The organism is Streptomyces sp. NPDC029956 (genome assembly GCF_055574655.1).
The window spans coordinates 89,805-114,856 of record NZ_JBVHZJ010000016.1; the positions used below are offsets into that span (position 1 = coordinate 89,805).

The 25,052-nt window shown below is 71.0% G+C and carries 23 protein-coding genes; 12 read left to right on the plus strand and 11 right to left on the minus strand.

Translation table 11 applies throughout. From position 1 onward, the window contains the following. Positions 1-19 precede the first annotated feature (19 nt). Positions 20-1,525 carry a peptide MFS transporter gene (locus tag ACZ4XX_RS15610; RefSeq protein ID WP_468508463.1) on the minus strand — a complete coding sequence of 502 codons (1,506 nt, stop codon included), beginning with the start codon at positions 1,523-1,525 and terminating at the stop codon, positions 20-22. Between the two features lie 210 nt (positions 1,526-1,735). Between ACZ4XX_RS15610 and ACZ4XX_RS15615 the strand changes: the two genes are divergently transcribed. Both ACZ4XX_RS15615 and ACZ4XX_RS15620 read left to right on the plus strand, forming a co-directional pair. Then, positions 1,736-2,746 (plus strand): polyprenyl synthetase family protein, encoded by a 1,011-nt coding sequence (locus ACZ4XX_RS15615; protein ID WP_468508464.1) that lies wholly within the window; start codon positions 1,736-1,738, stop codon positions 2,744-2,746. A gap of 235 nt (positions 2,747-2,981) precedes the next feature. Continuing rightward, positions 2,982-4,196 carry a LolA family protein gene (locus ACZ4XX_RS15620; protein ID WP_468508465.1) on the plus strand — a complete coding sequence of 405 codons (1,215 nt, stop codon included), beginning with the start codon at positions 2,982-2,984 and terminating at the stop codon, positions 4,194-4,196. A 90-nt stretch (positions 4,197-4,286) separates the two neighbouring features. On the opposite strand, the gene ACZ4XX_RS15625 is transcribed toward ACZ4XX_RS15620, so the two are convergent. Further along, positions 4,287-5,603 (minus strand): M28 family metallopeptidase, encoded by a 1,317-nt coding sequence (locus ACZ4XX_RS15625; protein ID WP_468508466.1) that lies wholly within the window; start codon positions 5,601-5,603, stop codon positions 4,287-4,289. 359 nt (positions 5,604-5,962) lie between these two features. On the opposite strand from ACZ4XX_RS15625, the gene ACZ4XX_RS15630 reads away from it, so the two are divergent. The 3 genes from ACZ4XX_RS15630 (at position 5,963) to ACZ4XX_RS15640 (ending at position 9,440) form a co-directional block, all read left to right on the plus strand. Continuing rightward, positions 5,963-7,069, plus strand: coding sequence for a hypothetical protein (locus ACZ4XX_RS15630; RefSeq protein ID WP_468508467.1), 1,107 nt, complete (start codon positions 5,963-5,965; stop codon positions 7,067-7,069). Positions 7,070-8,054: 985 nt separating this feature from the next. Beyond that, complete coding sequence (locus ACZ4XX_RS15635) at positions 8,055-8,672, plus strand: GNAT family N-acetyltransferase (RefSeq protein WP_468508468.1); 618 nt, start codon at positions 8,055-8,057, stop codon at positions 8,670-8,672. Between the two features lie 90 nt (positions 8,673-8,762). Then, the gene (locus ACZ4XX_RS15640) at positions 8,763-9,440 is read left to right on the plus strand and encodes an NADPH-dependent F420 reductase (protein ID WP_468508469.1); all 678 of its coding nucleotides are present in this window, start codon (positions 8,763-8,765) and stop codon (positions 9,438-9,440) included. A gap of 1 nt (position 9,441) precedes the next feature. Here the strand turns inward: ACZ4XX_RS15640 and ACZ4XX_RS15645 are convergent, their stop codons facing one another. Beyond that, on the minus strand, positions 9,442-10,074 hold the full coding sequence (locus ACZ4XX_RS15645) for a DUF4291 domain-containing protein (RefSeq protein WP_468508470.1): 633 nt from the start codon (positions 10,072-10,074) through the stop codon (positions 9,442-9,444). An 84-nt stretch (positions 10,075-10,158) separates the two neighbouring features. Beyond that, positions 10,159-10,596, minus strand: a complete 438-nt coding sequence (locus tag ACZ4XX_RS15650; RefSeq protein ID WP_468508471.1) for a winged helix-turn-helix transcriptional regulator — start codon at positions 10,594-10,596, stop codon at positions 10,159-10,161. Positions 10,597-10,717: 121 nt separating this feature from the next. Here ACZ4XX_RS15650 and ACZ4XX_RS15655 point away from each other — a divergent pair, with 121 nt between their 5' ends. Next, positions 10,718-11,035, plus strand: a complete 318-nt coding sequence (locus tag ACZ4XX_RS15655; protein WP_468508472.1) for a DUF6401 family natural product biosynthesis protein — start codon at positions 10,718-10,720, stop codon at positions 11,033-11,035. 2 nt (positions 11,036-11,037) lie between these two features. Here ACZ4XX_RS15655 and rarD read toward each other — a convergent pair whose 3' ends face one another. Both rarD and ACZ4XX_RS15665 read right to left on the minus strand, forming a co-directional pair. After that, on the minus strand, positions 11,038-12,033 hold the full coding sequence (rarD, locus tag ACZ4XX_RS15660; protein ID WP_468508473.1) for an EamA family transporter RarD: 996 nt from the start codon (positions 12,031-12,033) through the stop codon (positions 11,038-11,040). Between the two features lie 104 nt (positions 12,034-12,137). Continuing rightward, positions 12,138-13,010 (minus strand): SDR family oxidoreductase, encoded by an 873-nt coding sequence (locus ACZ4XX_RS15665; protein WP_468508474.1) that lies wholly within the window; start codon positions 13,008-13,010, stop codon positions 12,138-12,140. Positions 13,011-13,107: 97 nt separating this feature from the next. Here ACZ4XX_RS15665 and ACZ4XX_RS15670 point away from each other — a divergent pair, with 97 nt between their 5' ends. Further along, a complete protein-coding gene (locus ACZ4XX_RS15670; protein ID WP_468508475.1) occupies positions 13,108-13,512 on the plus strand; it encodes a winged helix-turn-helix transcriptional regulator in 405 nt (134 codons plus the stop codon). Between the two features lie 92 nt (positions 13,513-13,604). Here the strand turns inward: ACZ4XX_RS15670 and ACZ4XX_RS15675 are convergent, their stop codons facing one another. The 5 genes from ACZ4XX_RS15675 to ACZ4XX_RS15695 all read right to left on the minus strand — a co-directional run bounded on the left by ACZ4XX_RS15675 (position 13,605) and on the right by ACZ4XX_RS15695 (position 20,616). Then, on the minus strand, positions 13,605-14,657 hold the full coding sequence (locus ACZ4XX_RS15675; protein ID WP_468508476.1) for a 2-oxoacid:ferredoxin oxidoreductase subunit beta: 1,053 nt from the start codon (positions 14,655-14,657) through the stop codon (positions 13,605-13,607). Next, positions 14,650-16,587 (minus strand): 2-oxoacid:acceptor oxidoreductase subunit alpha, encoded by a 1,938-nt coding sequence (locus ACZ4XX_RS15680; protein WP_468508477.1) that lies wholly within the window; start codon positions 16,585-16,587, stop codon positions 14,650-14,652. The genes ACZ4XX_RS15675 and ACZ4XX_RS15680 overlap by 8 nt, the downstream gene beginning before the upstream one ends. A 360-nt stretch (positions 16,588-16,947) precedes the next feature. Then, entirely contained in the window at positions 16,948-17,607 is a 660-nt protein-coding gene (locus tag ACZ4XX_RS15685; protein WP_329281824.1) for a response regulator transcription factor, read from the minus strand. A 273-nt stretch (positions 17,608-17,880) separates the two neighbouring features. Then, entirely contained in the window at positions 17,881-19,164 is a 1,284-nt protein-coding gene (locus ACZ4XX_RS15690; protein ID WP_468508478.1) for a sensor histidine kinase, read from the minus strand. 258 nt (positions 19,165-19,422) lie between these two features. Next, positions 19,423-20,616 (minus strand): sensor histidine kinase, encoded by a 1,194-nt coding sequence (locus ACZ4XX_RS15695; RefSeq protein WP_468508479.1) that lies wholly within the window; start codon positions 20,614-20,616, stop codon positions 19,423-19,425. A gap of 378 nt (positions 20,617-20,994) precedes the next feature. Between ACZ4XX_RS15695 and ACZ4XX_RS15700 the strand changes: the two genes are divergently transcribed. From ACZ4XX_RS15700 to ACZ4XX_RS15720, 5 genes are read left to right on the plus strand one after another with little or no spacing between them, the layout of a single operon-like run. Further along, positions 20,995-21,405 carry an NADH-quinone oxidoreductase subunit A gene (locus tag ACZ4XX_RS15700; protein WP_055600797.1) on the plus strand — a complete coding sequence of 137 codons (411 nt, stop codon included), beginning with the start codon at positions 20,995-20,997 and terminating at the stop codon, positions 21,403-21,405. Further along, entirely contained in the window at positions 21,396-22,052 is a 657-nt protein-coding gene (locus tag ACZ4XX_RS15705) for an NADH-quinone oxidoreductase subunit B (protein WP_468508480.1), read from the plus strand. Before ACZ4XX_RS15700 ends, ACZ4XX_RS15705 begins: the two co-directional genes overlap by 10 nt. Further along, positions 22,049-23,494, plus strand: coding sequence for an NADH-quinone oxidoreductase subunit C (locus tag ACZ4XX_RS15710; RefSeq protein WP_468508481.1), 1,446 nt, complete (start codon positions 22,049-22,051; stop codon positions 23,492-23,494). Before ACZ4XX_RS15705 ends, ACZ4XX_RS15710 begins: the two co-directional genes overlap by 4 nt. After that, positions 23,491-24,459: a complex I subunit 1/NuoH family protein gene (locus ACZ4XX_RS15715; RefSeq protein WP_468508482.1), complete on the plus strand. Its 969-nt coding sequence runs from the start codon at positions 23,491-23,493 to the stop codon at positions 24,457-24,459. The genes ACZ4XX_RS15710 and ACZ4XX_RS15715 overlap by 4 nt, the downstream gene beginning before the upstream one ends. Further along, on the plus strand, positions 24,459-25,046 hold the full coding sequence (locus ACZ4XX_RS15720; protein ID WP_468508483.1) for a NuoI/complex I 23 kDa subunit family protein: 588 nt from the start codon (positions 24,459-24,461) through the stop codon (positions 25,044-25,046). The genes ACZ4XX_RS15715 and ACZ4XX_RS15720 overlap by 1 nt, the downstream gene beginning before the upstream one ends. Positions 25,047-25,052 lie beyond the last annotated feature (6 nt).

The following is a 25,052-nucleotide window of genomic DNA, read 5'->3' on the forward strand; positions in this document are numbered from 1 at the left end:
AGGGACGGGTGTGCGGTCCTCAGCGGACGGGGTGCATGGTGCGGCGCAGCCAGGGCGCCAGGGCGATCACGACGAGGCCGACGACCACGGCCACGGCGCCGTTCACTCCGAAGTAGACGGGCTTGGAGACGTCGTCGTAGAGCTTCACGGTCTGCGCCTGGATGCCGTTGGCGAGCGCGAGGGAGAGGAACCAGAGCGACATGGTCTGGCTGGAGAAGGCCTTCGGTGCGAGCTTGCTGGTGGCCGACATCCCGGAGGTCTCCAGGAGCACGTCTCCGAGGCCGAGCAGCAGGTACGAGCCGACGATCCACCAGGCGGCCATCTGGTACGTGTCGTCGGCGTGGCCGGAGGTCGGCAGGACCATCAGGAGGAACGACAGACCGCCGAGGATGACGCCGAAGGCGATCTTGTTGGAGGCGTGCGGCTGTCTGTGCCCCATCCGGGCCCAGACGGCGGCCACGACGGGCGCCAGGGCCACCTCGAAGGCGCCGAGCGCGGAGGCGTACCAGCTCGCCGGGAAGTCGAAGCCGAGGATGGTCGTACGGGCGTTGGTGGACGCCAGCAGGATCATCGTCGAGTACGCCTGGAAGAGGATGAAGTTGAAGACGACCGAGGCCAGGAACAGCACGATGTACGGCTTGAGGCGGCCGCGTTCCTCCGCGGTGACGCGGGGGCTCGTGAACATCACCCAGAAGTAGACGACCGGCGCGATCACCGAGACCACGGTCAGCACGTCCACGAACCGGTCCATGGTCAGCCAGCCCGCGAGCGCGAGGGCGGTGGCGACGACGGCCACGGCGACCGTGCCGGCGACCATCAGCCGGACCGCCCGCCGCATGGCCTCGGGGGCCAGCGCGAACTCGGCGGAGTGTTTGCGGCCGGCCAGGTGACGGCGGCCCGCCACGTACTGGACGAGGCCGAGTGTCATGCCGAGCGCGGCGGCCGAGAAGCCCCAGTGGTAGCCCTTGTGGTCGGCGAGCCAGCCCGTGATCAGCGGGCCGGCGAACGCGCCGATGTTGATCGCCATGTAGTAGAGCGCGAAACCGGCGTCCCGGCGGTCGTCGTCCGTCCGGTACAGCTTGCCGACCATGGTCGCCACGTTCGGTTTGAGCAGTCCGGTGCCCGCGCTGATCAGGCCGAGGCCCACCCAGGTCATGGCGGCCGTGGGCACGGCCATCGCGTAGTGGCCGCAGGCGATCAGGATGCCGCCCCAGAGGACCGCGCGGTACGAGCCGAGGATGCGGTCCGCGAGCCAGCCACCGGCCACCGAGACCAGGTAGACCAGCGTTCCGTAGGCCGCGGCGACCGAGGCCGCGGTGCCCGACGCCATGCCGAGACCGCCGTCGGAGACGGCCGCGGCGAAGTAGAGGACGAGGATCGCCTGCATGCCGAGGAACGAGAACCGCTCCCAGACCTCCAGGCCCGAGAGGGTCAGCAGCCCCCGGGGGTGTCCGAGGATGGCGTGGTCGTCCTCGGGGGGAGGCTGCTCGCCGTTCGTATCGGTGTCGATCGTTGTTCGGGACAAAACGCATACTCCTGGTCGTATGAGCTGATCCCGAACATACCGGGGGTGACGGGAAGGCGCCCACGGTGATCGAAAGGTGACCGGATACGCTGGCTTGAGTGAATCGAGCGACACATCGACAATCCATGTGATCGTCAGCGTGATCGCCCGCAATCCGTGTGAACGATTCGTGGGAACGTCAGCAGGCGTCAGCAGACAGGAGACCCCCTCGTGACCGTCGTCGGGCCGTTCGGTCTTAGCGTGCGGGACCAGGCTCTTGAGGCCGATGTCCAGACCGGGTTGGCGGCAGTGGAGGCGGGCCTCCTCGACGCCACCAAGAGCGATGTCCCCTTCATCACGGAGGCCGCGCAGCACCTCGTCCTGGCCGGTGGCAAGCGGTTCCGCCCCCTGCTCGTGATGCTCGCCGCCCAGTTCGGCGACCCCTACGCGCCCGGCGTCGTGCCCTCCGCCGTCGTCGTCGAACTCACCCACCTGGCCACGCTGTACCACGACGACGTCATGGACGAGGCCGACGTCCGGCGGGGCGTCGACAGCGCCAACACCCGCTGGGGCAACTCGATCGCCGTCCTCACGGGTGACTTCCTCTTCGCCCGCGCCTCGCACACGCTCGCGGACCTCGGCCCCGAGGCCGTACGCATCCAGTCCGAGGCGTTCGAACGGCTCGTCACCGGCCAGATCCTGGAGACCGCCGGCCCGCAGGAGGACCGCGACCCGGTCGACCACTACCTCGACGTCCTCGGCGGCAAGACCGGCTCCCTCGTGGCCGTCTCCTGCCGCTTCGGCGCCATGATGTCCGGCGCCGACGAGAGCGTCGTCGACATCCTCACCCAGTACGGCGAACGGCTCGGCGTCGCCTTCCAGCTCGCCGACGACGTCCTCGACATCGCCTCCGACTCCCACGAGTCCGGCAAGACCCCCGGCACCGACCTCCGCGAGGGCATCCCGACCCTGCCCGTCCTGCACCTGCGGGCCGCGGCCGCCGCACACGGGCGCCCCGAGGACCTGGAGCTCGTCGAGCTCGTCGACGGAGACCTGACCGACGACGAGCGGCACGCCGAGGTCCTGCGCCGGCTGCGCGCCCACCCGGCCCTGGAGCAGGCCCGCCGGGACACCGTGCGGTACGCGGAGGAGGCGCGCGCGATGCTCGCGCCGCTGCCGGACGGATACGCGAAGGCCGCCCTCGCGGAGATGTGCGACGCGGTGGTGCACCGCGCGGGCTGAGGCCCGCGGGGAGCCGAGGCCTCCGGGAACACGCACAGGGCGGCCTGAGGCCCCTTCGGGAACGGTGCGCGGGCGGGCCGCCACGGTCCGCCGCACGGCGGCCCCTCTCAGGGTCGGGTCATCCCGAAGCAGTACGCGAGGTTGATCCCCGGGGCTGACGCTTCCGCCCCTTCCCTTTGGTGAGATGGAGACATCGACCACGAGGGCCCGTGAGGGCACGGAGGTAGGGGAGACCATGGCAGAGTCCCGTAAGGCGAGCCGGTACATCGTCCCGGTCGCGGTGGCAGGAGTTGCCGCGGCGACCATCGGCCTCGTCCCGGCGCTGGCGGCGTCCGGAGACCCCGATCTGCCGAAGATCACCGCCCAGCAGCTCATCGAGAAGATCGCCGCTTCCGACACCCAGACCCTGTCCGGCACGTTCCGGATCTCCACCGACCTGGGACTGCCCCTGGACGGCCTGACGTCCGGCCTCGGCGGCCTCGCCGGCGGGATGGGCGGCGGCGCCGGCGGCAGCACGTCGGTCGACCCCTCGGAGCGGCTGACCCAGCTCGTCTCCGGCAGCCACACCCTGCGGGTGGCCGCGGACGGCCCCGAGCGCCAGAAGCTGACCCTGCTCGACGGCTCCGACGAGTACAGCCTGATCCACAACGGCGACGACGTCTGGGCGTACGACAGCAAGTCCAAGGAGGTCTTCCACGAGAAGGCCCCGGCGGACGCGGACGCCCCGGGCGCCCACGACGGCCCGGAGGGCAAGGAGCTCCCGGGAACGCCCAAGCAGCTCGCGGACGAGGTCCTGAAGGCGGCGGGCGACACCACGTCGATCACCGTCGACGGTACGGCGAAGGTCGCCGGCCGGGACGCGTACCAGCTGGTGATCAAGCCGAAGCAGTCCGGGTCGACGGTCGAGTCGATCAAGATCGCGGTGGACGCGGCGAACGGCACCCCGCTGAAGTTCACCCTCGCCTCGGTCGAGGGCGGCAAGCCCGTCGTCGACGCGGGCTTCACGAAGGTCGACTTCTCGAAGCCGGCGGCCTCCGACTTCACCTTCAAGGCGCCGGAGGGCGCGAAGGTGACCGAGGGCGCGGCGGAGAAGGCGGCGGGCGAGAAGGGCGACCCGTTCGGCGGGCAGCTGCCGGAGGGCCTCGAGGACGCGTTCGGCGGCTTCGGTCCGGGCCTCGACTCCGGCAAGGGCGGCGTGAACGTCATCGGCGAGGGCTGGACGACGATCGCGAAGATCGACACCGGGGCGGCGGCGCCCAGGACGGACGAAGCGCCGAAGGAGGTCCAGGGGCTCCTGGACTCCTTCGGCGACAAGGTCACCGGCGCGTTCGGCTCGGGCACCGTCTTCAAGACGAAGATCGTGAACGCGCTCCTCACCGACGACGGCAGGGTCTACGTCGGCGCGGTGACGAAGGACGCGCTGGTGGCCGCGGCGAACGCCGGCAAGTAGAACTGTACGGAAAAGAGTTGGGACCCCGGGCGGGTCGGGGGCGATGTTCACCGACCCGCCCGGGCGTTCTTGTGTTCCTGCGCCGCGGCCTTACGGGAACGTCAGCTTGAAGCTGTTGATGTAGCCGGTGTCGACCGAGGCCTTGTCCTGGGCGCGGAGCTTCCAGGCGCCGTTGGCGACCTCGGAGGAGGCGTTCACGGTGAAGGTCTGGACGATGTTGTCGGCGCTGCCGCCCGACCGGTTGGACAGGCTGTAGACCGAGCCGTCCGGGGCGACGAGGTCGACGACGAGGTCACCGCGGTAGGTGTGGACGATGTTCACGTCCACCTTGAGGGTGGAGGGCGCGTTGCCCGTGACACCCGTGACGTTGACCGTCGAGGTCACCGCGGCGCCGTTGTCGGGGATCGAGACGTCGGCGGTGTTCTCGAAGACCGTGCCGGTGGGCGGCGTGGTCGTGCCGGCGGACAGCGTCCAGACCGCGTGTGCGATCGCGTCGCTGTTGCGGTCGAGGGCGGTGTCGTTGATGTTCGACGTCGTGTCGCAGGACGAGTGGTAGCAGCGGTCGAAGGCCGTGGCCGTACCGCCCCACTTCTGCACCTGGGCACTGGACTTGACCCGGCTGGCGCCCGTGAAGAGACCGCCGACGGGGACGCCGACGTTCTTGAAGGAGGCGTGGTCGGAGCGACCGTCGCCCTCCGTCTCGATCTCCGTCGGGACGCCGAGACCGGCGAAGTAGTTCTTGAAGGTCGTCTCGATCGTCGGGTCGTCGTCGTAGACGAAGTAGCCCGGGTTCGGCGAGCCGATCATGTCGAAGTTGAGGTAGCCGGAGAGCTTGGCGCGCTCGGTGGTGGGCAGCTGCGACACGTAGTACTTCGAGCCGACGAGACCGAGCTCCTCGGCGCCCCACCAGCCGAAACGCAGGTGCTTGGTGGGCTGGTAGCCGGAGCGGGCGACGGCGAGGGCGGTCTCGAGGACGGCCGCGGAGCCGGAGCCGTTGTCGTTGATGCCGGGACCCGAGGTCACGGAGTCCAGGTGTGAACCGGCCATCAGGACCTGGTTCGGGTCGCCTCCGGGCCAGTCGGCTATCAGGTTGTAGCCGGTGGATCCGCCGGAGGTGAACTGCTGGACGGTGGTGGTGTAGCCGGCGGCGTCCAGCTTGGCCTTCACGAAGTCGATCGACGCCTTGTAGCCGGTGCGGCCGTGGGCGCGGTTGCCACCGTTGGCGGTGGCGATCGACTGGAGGTCCGTCAAGTGCTGCTTGACGTTGGCCAGCGGGATGTCGGGCGCGGCTGCGGCCGCGGCCGGGTTGGCCGAGGCGGTGGTGCCGGTGAGCCCGGCGAGGGCGAGCGCCGCGAGAGCGGCGATCGCGGTGGCTTTGGTGGCACGTCTGGGCACGGAGATGGTCATCTGTGGGGGCTCCGGATTCCGAACGGGGATGGGACGGAACGTGCGAGACGCCTCGGGCTTGAGTGCCACGAGGCGTTGGAGCTGTGCGAGTGCGTGTGCTGTGTTCAGTTGTCTGGGTGTTCAGATGTTCTGTTGTGCGTGCTGAATGTTCAGTGAGATTTTGACTCCGCGTCAAGAGCGGAAACCGGTCAGGTGTGTTCGCTCATCGAACAAGTGCCTCGCCGGCCGCCACTCGCGCACGGCGCCGACGCCCCGTTCCAACTCCTGCTGGACACAGGTGACATGGAGGTGGAGGGTCCCGGACGAAGTCGCCATGCGCATGATCGCGGGGCGGTCTCCGCTGCCCTACGCTGCTGACCGTGAGTGGAATAGATCTCGGGAACGGAATCGTCGGCGCCATCCTCGGAGTCGTCTTCGCGACCCTCTTCCAGCAGTGGACCCAGGACCTCTGGTTCAAGGTCAGACGCCGATCCGCCGGAGTCGTCCGCAGCCTCACCTACCGGCAGGGGGAGGGCCGCGCCTGGGACACGTTCTCCCTCGGGCCGCTCCACACCTCCGCCCTCATCGTCGAGGGCGACGGCGACCGGGCCATCGCACCCGAGTCGATCCATGTGCAAGTGCTCGACGGAGAGGTCGAGTTGCCGGAGGACATGGCGGGCTGGCGCGCCGAGATCGAGGCCGAGGAGGCCAGGGTCGTCGCGGCCGGCGAGCGCCGGCCCGTCTGGAACGGGCCCCGGTACGCCGTCGAATCCTTCGAGATCTCCCGCACCGCCCTGGACGAGCAGTCCGAGGTCCACCTGCGGCTGAGGCCCACGGACTACTACACCTTCCTCGCCGCCCAGCAGCTCGACAGACGTCTCGCGGACGGCACCACACCGCGCGGCCGCTACCTCGATCCGGACGCACCGCTCACCTCGCCGGCGTTCCTCCAGTGCAGCTTCGCGGCGAACGTCGCCGTCGTGACCGCCGACCACCTGCTCGTCGTCAGCCGCCGGAGCGCGCGCGTCCGCATGGCCCCCGGCCTGTGGAACTCCTCAGTGAACGAGGGTCTCTCCCGGCACATCGACTCGGCCGGCCGCAACGCCCCCGACATGCACGCCGTCGCCAGGCGGGGCATGCGGGAGGAACTGTCGATCGAACCCCACGAGTACTCGCTGTCGCTGCTCGCCTTCGTGCTCGACGTCGACAAGCGCCACTGGAGCGCGCACTTCTACGCCCGCCTCACCGAACTCACCGGCGACGAACTGCAGGCCCGGATGAGCAGGGGGGTCGCGGATCGCTGGGAGCACGACACGATCGAGTACGTACCCTTCCGCAGCGCGGACGTGACCCGCCACCTCCTGGCCCCGGAACGCCGCCACCGCTGGGCGCCCCTGGCCCCGTCCCTCTTCCACCTGGCCCTGGTCCACGTCCACGGACGGGCGTCGGTGGAGCGGGCGGAGGCGCAGGTGGTGCGGCGGCTGTAGGGGGTTGGGGGGAGGGGTGGGGGCGAGGTGTCGAGGGTGGTCCGGCTTTGTGAGTGTCAGGTGCGGCCGCCCTCTTTCCGAGTGTGGCGTCCTCCACCACCGCGTCAAGGGCAAGTCGGCTTCGCCGATGGCCTTCGGCCACCCTTGACCCGGCGGCGGAGGCCGCCTTTTCACACTCGGAGGGCGCCCGGGGGGCGTGGCCGCGCGGGGCTTCGGGCAGTGGCCGCTCGCCGCCTGCGCCCGTCGGCCGGTGGGTGGGGGCTTGGCTTGTGGTCGGGGCCGGTGGGTCTGCTTGCCTTGGTTCGGGGTGCGCAGTCGTTGAATGGGGCAGCTGGGCGGCGCTTAGCGGGTTGTGGTGGTTGGTTGGTCGGGATTCAGGCCCCGCTGGTCGCTGTTGGTGGGTGGTGGGGAGCGGGTCGCGAGAGTTTCTTGCACTTTCACCGCCCGAAAAGGGTGATTCGGCTTGTCTGTCCCTATATCCCAGCGTGTGTTACTCGGCGTAATGCGCAGTTACTCACGCCCCACCCGCCAGGAGTGACCAGCGGGGCCTGAAGCCCCACCCCGGACGGCCTTCGCCGCTGAGCCGGAGCCCGACCGCCCCATCCAACAACCGCGCACCCCGAACCCACCGACACCAGCCCACCCCACCCCCGCCGCAAACCAAGCCCCCACCCACCGACCGGCACACGCCCTCCCACGCCGACCGCTGCCCGAAGCCCGGCGTGGACCCCGCCCCCCGGACCGCCCTCCGAGAGTGTCTTCGCTCCTGGAGGTGGTGGGTCAAGGGTGGCCGAAGGCCATCGCGCAGCGACGCGACCGCAGGGAGCGCCCTTGACGCACCACCGGAAGGAGCGACTCTCGGAGAGAGGGCGGTCCCACCAGAAGCCCACACACCCGGCCCACCCCAAGGGCGCCACCCCAAGGATCCGCACCCCTCACAATCCCCCCCACCCCGCCCCTCCATCAAGATCATCCGGCATGCAGAATGGCCCGTATGCCTACCTCGAACACTCCGAAAACGGCAATAATCGACGACGCCCCGATGGTCAGCGGCGTCCTGGCGCGCGCCTTCGGCGACGACCCGATGATGCGCTGGTTCTTCCCCGACGACGCCTCGCGCGAGGCCGGGCTCGGGCGGTACTTCACCACCCTCTTCACCCGGCAGTACGGTCTCCACGGCGTCTGCGAGCGCACCGACTCGGCCGCCGCCTTCTGGGTGGCGCCCGAAGGGCAGGACAAGGCCGTTCCCGATGCCGCCACCGTCCAGGAGCTCCAGGAGATCCTCGGCGACCGCGCCGACCTCTTCCGTCAGGCCGTCGAGGCGGCTGCCGGGCACACGCCTCCCGAGCCCCATTGGTACCTCGCCGTCATCGGCGCCGACCCCGCCGCCCGCGGTCAGGGCCACGGCTCCGCGCTGCTGCGTTCCGGTCTCGCCCAGGCCGACGCCGCCGGCATGCCCGTCTACCTGGAGTCCTCCAAGCCGGACAACCTCCCCGTCTACGAGCACTTCGGCTTCGTCGTCCTCGGCGAGGCCTCCCTCCCCGGCGGCGGCCCCACCCTCTGGGCCATGCGGCGCGCCCCCCGCGACCCGTCCGGTCTCTGACCTGCCAGGGGTGTGAATCGAGCGGCGGCCGCGAGCGGTCCGGCATAGGGTCGGCATCCCGGCCGCCGTCTCCCCGAAGGAGCGCACCTCATGAAGATCGCCGTACTCGGCACCGGCGAAGTCGGCCGTCGGCTCGCCACCAAGCTGGCCTCCCTCGGCCACGAGGTCGCGATCGGCTCCCGTACCTCCGACAACGCCGAGGCCGTCGCATGGGCCGATGAGTACGGCGGCGAGCACGGCGGGCACGGGACCTTCGCGGACGTTGCCGGGCCCGCCGAGCTCGTCGTCAACGCGACCGGCGGGCTCGTCTCCCTCGCCGTCCTGCAGTCCGTCGGCGCGGACAGGCTGCGCGGCAAGGTCCTCCTCGACGTGTCGAACGGGCTCGACATCTCCGAGGGCTTCCCGCCCAAGGTCGTCACCCCCGACGGCGTCAGCATCGCCGAGCAGCTCCAGCGAGCGTTCCCTGAGACCCGGATCGTCAAGTCGCTCAACACCATGACCAACACGGTCATGGTCGAGCCCGGCCGCGTCCCGGGCCACCACAACGTCTTCCTCAGCGGTGACGACGAGGGCGCCAAGGCCGTCGTGGCCGGCCTGCTCGGTTCCTTCGGCTGGGCCCCCGACCGGATCCTCGACCTCGGTGACCTGACGAGCGCCCGCGCCACCGAGCAGCTCGTGCAGCTGTGGCTGCGGCTCTACGGGATGCTCGGCACCGGCGACTTCAACTTCTCGGTCGTCACTGCGCCGACGCCGGAACCGGCGGCCTGATCTACCGCTGCCCCTGCCCGCGCAGGTGGTCCAGCAGGCCCGCCGGCTCCGGGTAGGGCTCTTCGCGCGGGAGCAGGAGCCGGGCCGCCGCCAGGTCGCCCGTGCGGACCAGTTCGTGGACCCGGTGCGCGAGGGGGGTCACGTCGCGTACGGACACCGTCCACTCGTCCGCGTACCGGCGGGACGCCTCGCCCGACAGGCCGAGCTGGAGCGAGCGGTACGGGAGTGCACGGAGGTGCGGATCGCGTTCCGGGTCCCACTGGACGCGCGCCGGTGCCTGTCTCAGGTCCCGCTTCCAGGTGTCCTGATCGGGGTGGAAGCCGCGCTTGTAGTGGGAGAGACAGGCGTTCCGCAGGGCCCATTCGAAGCCCTCGCGGGTGATCTCGACGGCGAGGACGGTCTCCTGGCCCTCCTTCTTCCCCCAGCCCGAGCGGTACATCATCCAGAGGAACGACGGCTTGATCCATGTCATCCGGTCCCGCTTCCAGGTGGCCGGAAACCGTCCCTCGCGGGCCGCGGGCAGGCCGATCCCGGGCCGGTACGCCTGGTAGACGGTGACCGTGCGGTCGGTGTGGAGCGCGCGGATGCGGTACTTCGGCTCGTCGGTGGCCGACTTCGTTTCTTCCATGGCCATGAGGATGGGTGAAGTCAGGGGCCGGGGCCACCGGTTATCCGTGGTCTGCGGTGACGGACGGCGGCAGACGGTGAGGGGCGCCCCTCAGGACGCCGGCACCGCCTCCCGTGCGTCGTACTCCTCCCGTGCCGCCGCGATCTCGTTCTGGTGCCGCTCGGTCCAGGTGACGAGGGAGCGGATCGTGGTGTGCAGCGTGCCGCCCAGGGGTGTCAGTTCGTACTCGACGCGGGGCGGGACGACCGGGTGGACCGTGCGCTTCACGAGGCCGTCGCGCTCCAGCTGGCGCAGGGTCACGGTCAGCATGCGCTGGCTGACGCCGTCGATCTCGCGCTTGAGCTCCGTGAAGCGCAGCACCCGGCGGTCGAGGAGGGCGATGACGAGGAGCGACCACTTGTCGGCGACCCGGTCGAGGATCTGCCGTACCTCGCAGTCCTCCCGGGTGTCCCACTGGAAGGGGTCGGGATCGCCGTCGTCCCCGTACGTTCCCGTGCAGTGGCTCGGCGGCTTCGAAGTGGCGTCCATGGCACCCGATGATTCCGCAGGGGAGAGACGGTTACAAGAGGGAACCGACCCCCTGGCCGGTAACCGTCGCTGCGACCAAGCTCACGGCCCGAGTGCCCCTGTACGCGCCTAATGTGGATGGATGAACGATTCGCCCGGCTGTCCGCTGACGGACGTCGCCGCCACGTACATGCCCCGGCTCTCGGAGATGACCTCCGAGCCGGGGCTCGCGGCTGCCGTCGACCAGCACGCCGCGGCCGTGTGCGACGCCCTGATCCCGGCCCAGCGGGGGCCGCAGGGCCGGACCGTCCGGCGGGAGGAGCTCGCCGACTACGTCCGCGGGTTCACCGACTGGCTGACCGGGGTCGACTGGACCGCGCCCGTCGGTCACGACTTCGCGACCCTCCGCCTGACGGCGGTCTGTTGGCTGATCCGGGAGCACGACCTGCTGGACGCGTGAGGTCAGGGTGCCGGTCGGGCGGGGGACACCGCGGGTGCCTGCGCCTGAGTCGGTTCCGTCGTGACGGCGTCTGCCGCCTCGGCCGCGGCCTTCGCCGCCTCCATCGCCGCCCTGCTCCGGCGGGCCGTGCGCAGGGCGTCCCAGGTGAGGATCGTCAGGGCCAGCCAGACGAGGGAGAAGCCCGCCCAGCGCTCCGGCGGCATCTCCTCGTGGAAGTAGAGGATCCCGAGGAGGAACTGGAAGGTCGGCGCCAGGTACTGGAGGAGGCCGAGCGTCGACAGCGGTACGCGGATCGCGGCCGCTCCGAAGCAGACGAGCGGCACGGCCGTGACGATGCCGGTGGCGGCCAGCAGGGCGGTGTGGCCCGCGCCGTGGGAGCCGAAGGCGAGGGTGCCCTGGGTGCCGAGCCAGGCGAGGTAGCCGAGGGCCGGCAGGAACTGGATGGCGGTCTCGGCGGCGAGCGACTCCAGGCCGCCGATGTTGACCTTCTTCTTCACCAGGCCGTAGACGGCGAAGGAGAAGGCGAGGGTCAGGGAGATCCAGGGCGGCTGCCCGTATCCGATGGCCAGGACGAGGACGGCGGCGAAGCCGATGCCGACGGCGGCCCACTGGGCCGGGCGCAGTCGTTCCTGCAGGACGAGGACGCCGAGGGCGATGGTGACGAGCGGGTTGATGAAGTAGCCGAGGGAGGCCTCGACGACATGGCCCGTGTTGACGGACCAGATGTAGAGGCCCCAGTTCACCGTGATGACGGCGGCGGCGACGGTGATCAGGGCGAGCTTGCGAGGGCTGCGGACGAGCTCGCGTATCCAGCCCCAGCGGCGCACCGCGAGCAGCGCGACGCCCACGAAGACCAGGGACCACACCATGCGGTGGGCGAGGATCTCGACCGATCCGGCGGGCTTGAGGAGCGGCCAGAAGAGCGGGACCAGGCCCCACATGCCGTAGGCGCCGATCCCGTAGAGCAATCCTGCTCGTTCCTCGTTCTCCGTCTTCACCGGACCTCCCGCCCTGTGCCGCGCTGTCCTGTCGAAGGTAGCGCCGCACGGGGCGGGTTGTCATGCCCGTACCGCTATACGGTCATGACTGGAGGAGGCGGTGGTCAGGAGCCGGCGAGGGCTTCCTTGATCGTCACGGCGATCGGGGTGGTCGGGCGGCCGATCAGGCGGGTCAGGTCGCCCGTCTGCCGGGCGAGGGCGCCGTGCTCGACGGCCCGGTCGACGTCGACCAGGATCTCGGCGAAGGGGACCGGGACTCCGGCGCCGGTGAGGATCGCGAGGTGCGCCTCGGCGGGCACGTTGCTGTACGTGATCTCCTGGCCGGTCTGGGCGGCGACCTCGGCCGCGTACTCGGCGAGCGACCAGGCGGTGTCGCCGCTCAGCTCGTACGCCTTGTTCAGGTGCTCCTCGGCGGGTCCGGCCAGGACGGCGGCCGCGGCGGCGGCGTAGTCGGCGCGGGCGGCGGAGGCGATCCTGCCCTCGCCGGCGTTGGCGACGACGGCGCCGTGGGCCAGGACGGGGGCGAGGTTCGCGGTGTAGTTCTCGGTGTACCAGCCGTTGCGGAGGAAGGTGTACGGCAGTCCGGAGTCGAGGATCAGCCGCTCGGTGACCTTGTGCTCGGCGGCCAGGTCGAAGTCGGCCTCGTCGCCGCCGAGGACACCGGTGTACGCGAGCTGGGCGACGCCGGCGGCCTTGGCGGCGTCGATCACGGCGGAGTGCTGGGCGACGCGCTGCCCGACCTCGCTGCCCGAGACGAGGAGCACCCGGTCGCCGGCCTCGAAGGCTCCGGCCAGGGTCTCCGGCTTGCTGTAGTCCGCGATCCGCAGCTCGACACCGCGCTCCGCGAGGTCGGCGGCCTTCGCCTTGTCGCGGACCACGGCGACGACGGACTCGGCGGGGACGGTGGGGCTGGAGAGGAGGGCGTCGATGACGAGACGGCCGAGCTGGCCGGTGGCTCCGGTGACGACGAGGCTCATGGTGTGTCCTTTTCCGGTGGGGTGCGAAGGGCGATGCACTCACCGTACGTCGGGCGCTAACCTTTCGAAAGTACCCACTTTGAAGTAAGGTACTGGCATGGGAGTAAGCCCGCGATCCGAGAAGCCCGACGTGAATCAGCAGATGTGCCCCTCGCGGCTCGTCCTGGAGCACGTCACCAGCCGCTGGGGCGTTCTGGTCCTGGCGGCCCTCCTGGAGCGCTCGTACCGCTTCAGCGAGCTGCGCCGGCACATCGGCGGCGTCAGCGAGAAGATGCTCGCCCAGACGCTCCAGACCCTGGAGCGCGACGGCTTCGTCCACCGCGACGCCAAGCCCGTCATCCCGCCGCGCGTCGACTACAGCCTCACCGGGGCCGGCGAGGAGGCCGCCCGCCAGGTCTGGGAGCTGGCCCGCTGGTCCGAGCGACAGGTCGCCGCGGTGGAGGGGGCTCGCGAGCGCTACGACGAGGCTCGTCGCGAGAGCGCCGGCGCTTCGGCCTCCTGAGGGCGTGACCAGGGCGCGGCACCCCGCCGTGTCCGTGCGCTACGACAAGGGGCACGGCCCCGGTGGCCGTGCCCCGTGGTCGTGGTGTCCGGTCAGCCCACGACCGTCCACGTGTCGTTGCCCGTCAGCAACTGGCTCAGATCGCCCTTGCCGTGCTGTTCCAGGGCCGTTTCCAGCTGGTCGGCCATGAGGGTGTCGTAGACGGGGCGGTCTACGGATCGGAAGACTCCGATGGGGGTCTGGTGGAGGGTGTCGGGGTCTGCGAGGCGGGAGAGGGCGAAGGCGGTGGTGGGGGTGGTGGCGTGGGCGTCGTGGACCAGGATCCGCGACTCGTTGTCCGGGGTGACGGTGACGACCTGGAGGTCGCCGGTGGCGGGGTCGCGGAGGACGCCCTTGTCGTTCTCGGCGCCGAAGCGGATCGGCTGTCCGTGTTCGAGGCGGATGACGGCTTCCTTGGCCTGGTCCCGGTCCTTGAGGACCTCGAAGGCGCCGTCGTTGAAGATGTTGCAGTTCTGGTAGATCTCGACGAGCGCGGTGCCGTTGTGGTCGGCGGCCTGGCGCAGGACCTCGGTGAGGTGTTTGCGGTCGGAGTCGACCGTGCGGGCCACGAAGGAGGCTTCCGCGCCGAGGGCGAGCGAGACGGGGTTGAAGGGGGAGTCCAGGGAGCCCATCGGGGTCGACTTGGTGATCTTGCCGACCTCGGAGGTGGGGCTGTACTGGCCCTTGGTCAGTCCGTAGATCCGGTTGTTGAAGAGCAGGATCTTGAGGTTGACGTTGCGGCGCAGGGCGTGGATGAGGTGGTTGCCGCCGATGGAGAGTGCGTCGCCGTCGCCGGTGACGACCCAGACGGACAGGTCGCGGCGGGAGGTGGCGAGGCCGGTGGCGATGGCGGGGGCGCGGCCGTGGATGGAGTGCATCCCGTAGGTGTTCATGTAGTACGGGAAGCGGGAGGAGCAGCCGATGCCGGAGACGAAGACGATGTTCTCCTTCGCCAGGCCGAGTTCGGGCATGAAGCCCTGGACGGCGGCGAGGACGGCGTAATCACCGCAGCCGGGGCACCACCGCACCTCCTGGTCGGACTTGAAGTCCTTCATGGACTGCTGGGCCTCGGCCTTGGGGACCAGGTGGAGGAGGGGCTCAGGCATCGATGGCCTCCTTGAGGACGGCGGCGAGCTGTTCGGCCTTGAAGGGCATGCCGTTGACCTGGGTGTGGCTGCGGGCGTCGACGAGGTACTTCGCCCGGACGAGGGTGGTGAGCTGGCCGAGGTTCATCTCGGGGACGACGACCTTCTCGTAGCGCTTGAGGACCTCGCCGAGGTTCTTGGGGAAGGGGTTGAGGTGGCGGAGGTGGGCCTGGGCGATGTGGCCGTTGTCGCGGCGGATGCGGCGGACGGCGGCGGTGATGGGGCCGTAGGTGGAGCCCCAGCCGAGGACCAGGGTGCTCGCGCCGTCGGGGTCGTCGACCTCGATGTCGGGGACGTCGATGCCGTCGATCTTGGCCTGTCGGGTGCGGACCATGAACTCGTGATTGGCGGGGTCGTAGGAGATGTTGCCGGTGCCGTCCTGCTTCTCGATGCCGCCGATGCGGTGTTCGAGGCCGGGGGTGCCGGGCACCGCCCACGGGCGTGCCAGGGTCTGCGGGTCGCGTTTGTAAGGCCAGAAGACCTCGGTGCCGTCGGCCAGTTCGTGGTTGGGGCCGGTGGCGAACCGTGTCCGCAGGTCGGGGAGTTCGTCGACGTCCGGGATGCGCCAGGGCTCGGAGCCGTTGGCGAGGTAGCCGTCGGAGAGCAGGAAGACCGGGGTGCGGTAGGTGAGGGCGATCCGGGCCGCCTCGATCGCCGCGTCGAAGCAGTCGGCGGGTGTCCTGGGGGCCACGATCGGGACCGGGGCCTCGCCGTTGCGGCCGTACATGGCCTGGAGGAGGTCGGCCTGCTCGGTCTTGGTGGGCAGGCCGGTGGACGGGCCGCCGCGCTGGATGTCGACGATCAGCAGCGGCAGCTCCAGGGAGACCGCGAGGCCGATCGTCTCCGACTTCAGCGCCACGCCGGGGCCGGAGGTGGTCGTCACGCCGAGTGCGCCGCCGAAGGCCGCGCCGAGCGCGGCGCCGATGCCGGCGATCTCGTCCTCGGCCTGGAAGGTGCGCACGCCGAAGTTCTTGTGCCTGGACAGCTCGTGGAGGATGTCCGAGGCCGGGGTGATCGGGTAGGAGCCCAGGTAGAGGGGCAGGTCCGCCTGGCGGGAGGCGGCGATCAGGCCGTACGACAGGGCCAGGTTCCCCGAGATGTTCCGGTACGTGCCGGTGGGGAAGGCCCGGGTCGCGGGGGCGATCTCGTAGGAGACGGCGAAGTCCTCGGTGGTCTCGCCGAAGTTCCAGCCGGCCCGGAAGGCGACGATGTTCGCCTCGGCGATCTGCGGCTTCTTCGCGAACTTCTGCCGCAGGAACGTCTCGGTGCCCTCGGTCGGCCGGTGATACATCCAGGACAGCAGCCCCAGCGCGAACATGTTCTTGGAGCGCTCGGCCTCCTTCCGGGACAGGCCGAAGTCCTTGAGGGCCTCGACGGTCAGCGTCGTCAGCGGCACCGGATGGACCCGGTAGCCGTCCAGCGAACCGTCCTCCAGCGGCGAGGTCGCGTACCCGACCTTGGCCATCGCGCGCTTGGCGAACTCATCGGTGTTGACGATGATCTCGCCACCGCGCGGCACGTCCCCGATGTTCGCCTTCAGGGCGGCGGGGTTCATCGCGACCAGCACGTTCGGGGCGTCACCCGGCGTCAGGATGTCGTGGTCGGCGAAATGCAACTGGAAGGACGAGACACCCGGCAGAGTCCCGGCGGGCGCCCGGATCTCGGCCGGGAAGTTCGGCAGCGTGGAGAGGTCGTTCCCGAAGGACGCCGTCTCCGAGGTGAAACGGTCACCCGTCAGCTGCATGCCGTCACCGGAGTCACCCGCGAAACGGATGATCACCCGGTCGAGCCGGCGCACTTCCTTCTCGGTGCCGTGGTGCGACTTCGCCGGGGCGCTGCGCTGCTCCCCGAGCAGGGCCCCACCGGCCTCGCTACTGACCTGGCTGGTCACTGAACTGGACCTCCCTCGCGGCAAGGGGACTCTCCGCCGGAGGCGGGAGAAGGCTCGGGATGCGGTCGGCCGATCACCGTCCGTCCCGAGGCCCACCCTACGACGGTAAGGGGGGCCCTCCCGGGACTTCTCACATCATGGACCTCTTTTTGAGACGCCCTCTTGCCCTGAATTGTCACGTTCTGTCGCCACCCGGAGTGTTCCGGAAAGCCGGATTCCGCCTCATTCTTTGGACCTAGGGCCCCTGGGGGCCTCCCACCGGCCGCCGTCCGGGTGGTGACTCGGGCCGCGACTCGCGTCGTGACCAGGGCCGTGGCCCCCGAAGGGCGGTTTCACGTCATCTGACAGGGTGTCAGATGATCAGGATTTCAGATACGTCAACACCGCCAGTACCCGCCGGTGATCACCGTCACTCGGTGAGAGTCCCAGCTTCAGGAAGATGTTGCTGATGTGCTTCTCCACCGCGCCGTCGCTCACGACCAGCGCCTTCGCGATGGCGGAGTTCGTCCGCCCCTCCGCCATCAGACCGAGGACCTCCCGCTCGCGCGGCGTCAGGTTCGCGAGCACGTCCTGCTGACGGCTCCGGCCCAGCAGCTGCTGCACGACCTCGGGATCCAGCGCCGTACCACCGCCGGCGACCCGCACCACGGCGTCCACGAACTCCCGGACCTCGGCCACCCGGTCCTTCAGCAGATACCCGACACCGCGACTGGAACCGGCCAGAAGTTCGGTGGCGTACTGCTCCTCCACGTACTGCGACAGCACGAGCACACCGAGTCCCGGATGCTCCTTCCGCAGCCGCACGGCCGCGCGGACCCCCTCGTCCGTGTGCGTCGGCGGCATCCGCACGTCGGCGACGACGACATCGGGCAACGCGCCCTCCGCGGCGAGCCCGGCAACGGTCTCGACGAGCGCCTCACCGTCCCCGACTCCGGCGACCACGTCATGCCCCAGATCGGTGAGAAGCCGGGTCAGTCCCTCCCGCAGCAGCACGGAATCCTCCGCGATGACCACCCGCACGCGCCCGACCCCTTGATCCACACCCACGCCCAACAGCCCCCATGCCTTCTTGCCCGAGCACTTCCTGCGACTCGGCCAGCATCGCAGGATCGCCTCGCGTTGTGCTCAATCCGAGAGGCTCAATCCGAGAGGGGACAGCCGCCGACCCTCGCCCCTGTTCCCCGTCGCGGGCCCCTGTTCCTCCGCAGGACTCCGTCCGGGGGACCCCACGGCCCGCGCGCAGGGCGGCGCCCCGAGGCCCGAGGACCCCGGGGCGCCCGGCCCGGCGCAGCGTCACGCCCGCCAGGGCAGCTCCACCGTCACCGTCGTGGGCCCGCCCTCCGGTGAATCCACCGCGAGCACCCCGTCCACCGCCCCCACCCGCTCGGTCAGCGAGGACAGACTCCGCCCGGTCACGACGTGCGCCCCGCCCACCCCGTCGTCCCGCACCTGCAGCATCAGCCGGTCGCCCGTGCGCCACACATCCACCCAGGCCCGCCGCGCCCGCGCGTGCGCCGTGACGTTCCGCAGCAGCTCCGAGACGGTGAAGTACGCGATGCCCTCGATCGCCGCGACCGGCCGCGCCGGCAGGTCGACGTCCACCGACACCGGAACCGCGCACCGCGAGGCCACCGCCGACAGTGCCGCGTCCAGACCCCGGTCGGTGAGGACGGCCGGGTGGATGCCCCGGGCGAGGTCCCGCAGCTCCTGGAGCGCGAGCTTCACCTCACCGTGCGCCTCGTCGACGAGAACGGCCGCCGCCTGCGGATCCTCCGCGAGCTTCTCCTTCGCGAGCCCCAGATCCATGGCGAGCGCGGCGAGCCGGGCCTGCGCACCGTCGTGCAGATCGCGCTCGATGCGCCGCAGGTCCGCGGCCGCGGTGTCGACGACGACACCGCGGTCCGACTCCAGCTCGGTGACACGGGAGGCCAGCCGGGAGGGCCCGAGCAGCCCGGAGACGAGGAAGCGGTCGACGGCGACGAACCCGCGCAGGAGCCAGGGACCGACGATCACGAAGAGCAGCCCGACGAGGCTCGTGACGGCGATCTCGAAGGGGGAGTCGAGGTAGAGGTTGTGGGTTCCGTCGCCGTACAGCTGAATGCCGTCCTGCCCGGCGTACGCCGGGAAGACCCATTGCCACAGCGGATACGTGAAGAGGCTCCAGCCCCAGGCCCAGAAGGCCACGGTCACGGAGAACGAGAAGATCGCCCACGGCATGTGCACGATCGCGTACAGCAGGTGGCGCCAGGACGCCCCGCTCTTCAACATGGCACCCATCCAGGAGAAGGCCCCGCCGGTCCGGCCCCGTACCGGTTCGGGAGCCTGCACGTCGACATCGAGCAGGGCACGCGCCCGGGCCCGCTCGACGGCGCCGAAGCCCCGGCACATGGCGAGGGCCCCGGCGAGGATCGGCACGCCGAGGAAGGTGATGAGCAGCCCGGCGCCGGCCGAGACGAAGGCGATGGAGAGCGCGAACCAGCAGACGCTCAACGGCAGCCCGATCAGCACGTAGAGCAGCGCACGCCACGTGCGGCCCTCGAACGGCGCGCGGATCGCGGCGGGGAGGTGGGAGGCCATCGCTGGAGTCCTTCTCTGCTCAGGGAGGGGCGGGCGGTACGTATCCCGGGCGGTACGTATCCCAGGGTTCCGTGCCGGGCCTCCCGGGACCATGAGGCGGGTGGGCGTCTGGGGGCGGGGGTTTTCCCTACCCTGGGCGTACGGGAGGGGGCCGGCGCCAGGCCCGACCGGCCCATGCGCCGCCTTGTCGACGACCGAAAGGCCGACGGGGGAGCGAACGTCGTCCGCTCCCCCGTCGGCCCGCGCACCCGGCTGCCGTCACGCCCCCGGACGCGACCGCCACGGCAGTTCCGCCGTCACCGTCGTCGGGCCGCCCTCCGGAGAGTCGAGGACGAGCAGGCCGTCCACCGCCCCGAGCCGTTCCGCGAGGCCCGCGAGCCCCGTGCCGCCGTCGAAGCGGGCGCCGCCCGCCCCGTCGTCCCGCACCTGGAGCAGCAGCCGGTCCTTCGCCCGCCACACCTCCACGGACGCCGACCGCGCCCGTGCGTGCTTCGAGACGTTCTGGAGCAGCTCCGACACCGTGAAGTACGCGATGCCCTCGATCGCCTCCGCCGGCCGCTCCGACAGGTCCACCGTCACCTTCACCGGCACCGTGCAGCGCGCCGACACCGACGACAGAGCGGCGCTCAGCCCGCGGTCGGTGAGGACGGCCGGGTGGATGCCCCGGGCGAGGTCCCGCAGTTCCTGGAGCGCGAGCTTCACCTCGCCGTGCGCCTCGTCGACCATCGCCGCGGCCGTCTCCGGATCGTCGAGGAGCTTCTCCTTCGCGAGGCCGAGCCCCATCGCGAGCGCGACGAGCCGGGCCTGCGCACCGTCGTGCAGGTCCCGCTCGATGCGCCGCAGGTCCGCGGCCGCGGTGTCGACGACGACACCCCGGTCCGACTCCAGCTCGGCGATCCGCCGCTCCAGTTCGTCCGAGGGGGAGAGCAGACCCCGGACCATGCCCCGGTCGGCGTTGGCCATGCCCCGGGACAGGAACGGCAGCACGGGCCAGAGGACGATGAGGGAGACGAGCGCGATCGTGAACGTCACGATCCCCCACGGCAGCCGGATCAGCCCGTACAGCTGCGTCCGCCAGGCCACCGGGTCCTTCAACGTGCTCCACAGCCAGCCGAAGAAGCCGCCGCGCGACGGCAGCGGGGACGGTTCGGCGATCTCGACCCCGAGCAGCGCCCGGGCCCGCGCCCGCTCCGACCTGCCGATGAGACGCGCACCGCCGAGCCCGAGGGCGAGCAGGGGGAGCCCGATGACGGTGACGGACAGGCCGACGCCGAGGAGCACGCTCACGACCGCGTAGACGAAACCGACCAGCGCGGTGAGGAGATTGGAGAGGAGGAAGGCGATCTCCTTCCAGGTCTCCTTGCCGTAGGCGGTGCGCTTGGGCGGACGCGGACGAGGGGACGGGTCGACGGCGGCCCCGGAGGACGCGGCGGGATCAAGATCGGCGGTCATGCTCTCCAGCCTGCCGGTCGAGGACCGTGCGACGCCATGGGGGAGGTGGGTGAGCGGCAGGGGGGATATCCCCACCTGGCCTTCCGCCAGGCCTTCGTCAGGCCCCCGCCGAGGTCCCCGCCAGGCCCCGCCGAGGTCCCCGCCAGGCCCCGCCGAGGTCCCCGTCGATCCCCGCCGAGGTTCCCGTCGGGCCCCGCCGGCCCTCCGTCAGGCCCGTACGAGGACCGGGCCGGGCTCCTGCGAGGACGGCACCAGGCCCGTACGAGCACTGCGCGAGGACCGTGCTCACGCGACTGCTTACGGTCCCTTTAGCAGGGCCTAGACTCGCGTGCGTACAGAAGTGACTCATGAGACACCGAGACCGAGGGGCGGACGGACGTGCGGGAACAGACCGTTGTCGCGGCCGACGCGACGGGCGCGGCGGACTACTTCCAGACGTACTCCGTCGTCGGCCTGCTCGCCGTCGTCGGAGTGCTCTTCGTCGCCGTGGCGTTCGGCGCGGGCCGGTTGCTGAGGCCCGTCGTGCCGACGCCCGAGAAGCTCCTCACGTACGAGTGCGGAGTCGACCCCGTGGGGGAGGGCTGGGCGCACACCCAGGTCCGCTACTACGTGTACGCCTTCCTCTACGTCATCTTCGCCGTCGACTCGATCTTCCTCTTCCCCTGGGCGACGGTCTTCGCCGCGCCCGGCTACGGCGCCACGACCCTGGTCGAGATGTTCGTCTTCCTCGGCTTCCTGGCCGTGGGGCTGCTCTACGCGTACAAGAAGGGCGTCCTGGCATGGACGTAACACCCCTGCCCACACCCCTGCCCGCTCCGAAGCTGGGGCCGCTGGCCCGCCTGGCCCCCGAGCCGATGAAGGTGGTCCTGAACTGGGGCCGCCGCTACAGCCTGTGGGTCTTCAACTTCGGGCTCGCGTGCTGCGCGATCGAGTTCATCGCCGCGTCGATGGCCCGGCACGACTTCATCCGGCTCGGCGTGATCCCCTTCGCGCCGAGCCCGCGCCAGGCCGACCTGATGATCGTCTCGGGCACGGTGACGGACAAGATGGCACCGGCGGTGAAGCGGCTGTACGAGCAGATGCCGGAACCGAAGTACGTCATCTCCTTCGGCGCCTGCTCCAACTGCGGCGGGCCCTACTGGGACTCGTACTCGGTCACCAAGGGCGTCGACCAGATCATCCCGGTCGACGTGTACGTGCCCGGCTGCCCGCCGCGCCCCGAGGCGCTGCTCCAGGGCATCCTCAAGCTCCAGGAGAAGATCGCGCGGGAGAGCCTCGCCGAGCGGTACGCGACCACCGGCGGCGCGTCGGTCGCACAGCTGACGAGCCCACTGGTGGAGCCTCCGTCGGCCGAGGGCGCGTCGGCCGATAGCCCGTCGGCGGAGCGACCGTCGGCCGCGAGGCCGTCGGCGGAGCGACCGGGAGCCGAGGCATGACGGCGTACGACTCCCTCCCCGACTCCGTGACGGAGATCTTCGGCGAGGAGGCGACGGCGGAGCAGGCGTACGACCTGCTGACCGTCGACGTCCCGCCGGGCTCGTGGATCACGGCGCTCGAAACGGCCCGGGACACGCTCGGATGCACCTACTTCGACTGGCTCAGCGCGGTCGACGAGCCGGGCACGGGCTTCCGGGTCTGCGCGCACGTGGCCGCGGTGGGGGAGGGGCGTCCGCGCCGCCTCCTGCTCCGGACGACGGTCCCGCACGCGGCGCCCGTCCTGCCCACGGCGATCGGCGTGTACGCGGGCGCGGGCTGGCACGAGCGCGAGACCCACGAGATGTTCGGCGTGGACTTCACGGGCCACCCCCACCTGGTGCCGCTGCTCCTCCCGGAGAACTTCGAGGGCCACCCGCTGCGCAAGGACTTCGTCCTCGCGGCCCGGGTCGCGAAGGCGTGGCCGGGCGCGAAGGAACCGGGCGAGTCCCACGACGGCGGCCCGAAGCGCCGCCAGATGCTTCCCCCGGGCGTCCCCGACCCCAACGAATGGGGACCCCTGAAGGGCCAGCTGCCCCCGGCCCCGGCACGCCCCGCCCGAGCGGCCGCAGGCGACCGCCCGGTCCGCCGGACCCGCTCGGTGACGGAGGGCTCGGCGACCCAGCCGGAAGCCCCGACGACGCCGCCTACGGACACCCCCCGCCCGCCGCGCCGCGCGCGGTCGGTGACCGAGGGCTCGGCGAGCCAGGCGGCCGCGAGCCCGGAGCCGTCGGCTGCCGAGGCGGAGACCCCGCCCGCGGCGGCCACTGAGCCGTCGGCCGACACCCCGCCCGCGGCGGCGCGCCCGCCGCGCCGGACGCGTTCCGCGGCGGACGGCTCGGCGAGCCAGGCGGCACCTGCCCCGGAGCCGTCGGCTGCCGAGGCCGACACTCCGCCTGCGGCGGCCCGCCCGCCGCGCCGGACCCGCTCGGTGACCGAGGGCTCGGCGAGCCAGGCGAGCCAGGCGACCCTGGACGGCCCCGCGTCCCGCGCGGAGTCCGTGCCCCCACGTACCCGCAGTTCGGACGCGCCCTGGCACCACGCCCGTCCGGCCTTCGACGAGGAATCGACCCCTCCGCAGACCCCGGCGGAGCCGGAGGCCCCGGCTGAGCCGCAGACCCCGGCGGCGGCGCCCGAGCCGGAGGCCGAGGCCGTGCCCGCTTCCGCGCCCACCTCCGGCACGGAGTCCGGCACCCCGCCCAAGGACGGCTCCACCGGCACCACGGGTCCCACCGGCTCCACCGGCTCCACTGGCTCCACTGGCTCCGCCGGCACCACGGGCCCCACCGGGACCGCCGGCACCACGGGCCCCACCGGGACCGCCGGCACCACTGGTCCCACCGGGACCACTGGCACCACCGACCCGACCGACCCCACCACCCCCGCCGGAGGCGATCCCGCGTGAACGACGTACTCGACGTCGCCCTCCGGCTTCTCGTCGTCTTCGCCGTCTTCCTCGTCATGCCGCTCGTCGTCGGCCAGACCGAGCACAAGGTCATGGCCCACATGCAGGGCCGCCTCGGCCCCATGTACGCCGGTGGTTTCCACGGCTGGGCGCAGCTCGTCGCCGACGGCGTGAAGTTCGCGCAGAAGGAGGACGTCGTCCCCCAGGACGCCGACCGGCGGGTCTTCCAGCTCGCGCCGGCCGTCGCGCTCCTCCCGTACCTCCTCGTTCTCGTCGCGATCCCGATCGGTCCGAGCGAGGGCGCCGTCGGGCAGGTCGTCGACGCCGGCATCTTCTTCGTGCTGGCCGTGATGGGCGTCGGTGTCCTGGGCAGTCTGATGGCCGGCTGGGCGTCCGCGAACAAGTTCTCGCTGCTCGGCGGGCTCCGTACCGCCGCCCAGCTCCTCGCGTACGAGCTCCCCATGCTCCTCACGGCCGCCTCCGTCGCGATGGCCGCCGGCACCGTCTCGCTGCCCGGCATCCTCAACGCCTTCGAGTGGTGGTGGGTGCCCTGGCAGATCGTCGGCGCCCTCGTCTTCTTCGTGGCGGGCCTGGCCGAGCTCCAACGGCCCCCGTTCGACATGCCCGTCGCCGACTCGGAGATCATCTTCGGCGCTTACACCGAGTACACCGGTCTCCGATTCGCGCTGTTCCTGCTCGCCGAGTACGCGGGCATCGTCGTCCTGTGCGGTCTCACCACCGTCCTCTTCCTCGGCGGCTGGCACGGCCCGTTCGGCGGCGACGGTCTCGGCTGGGTGTGGACCCTGCTCAAGACCGCCGTCCTCGCGTTCGTCGTGATCTGGCTGCGGGTCAGCTACCCGCGCCTCCGCGAGGACCAGCTCCAGAAGCTCGCCTGGACGACCCTCGTCCCGCTCGCGCTCGCGCAGATCGCGCTCACCGGCATCGTGAAGGTGGCGATCCAGTAATGGCCGTTCCCGGCTCCGGCCTCGCCAAGGGCCTCGCCGTCACGCTCCGCACGATGACGAAGAAGACCGTCACCGCGCAGTACCCGGACGTCCAGCCCGAGCTGCCGCCCCGCACCCGCGGGGTCATCGGGCTGTTCGAGGAGAACTGCACGGTCTGCATGCTCTGCGCCCGTGAGTGCCCCGACTGGTGCATCTACATCGACTCCCACAAGGAGACGGTGCCGGCGGCCGCCCCCGGTGGCCGTGAGCGCAGCCGGAACGTCCTCGACCGCTTCGCCATCGACTTCTCCCTCTGCATGTACTGCGGTATCTGCATCGAGGTGTGCCCGTTCGACGCGCTGTTCTGGTCGCCCGAGTTCGAGTACGCGGAGACCGACATCCACGAGCTGACCCACGAGCGCGACAAGCTCCGCGAGTGGATGTGGACGGTTCCCGAACCGCCCGCACTCGACCCGCGCGCGGAGGAGCCGAAGGAGATCGCGGCCGCCCGCAAGGCAGCCGACAAGGCCGCCGCCGCAGCTCAGGCCGAGGCGGCAGCCGCGGCCGAGGCCCGGGCCGCAGACCAGTCCGAGGGGGACGGGTCGTGATCCTCG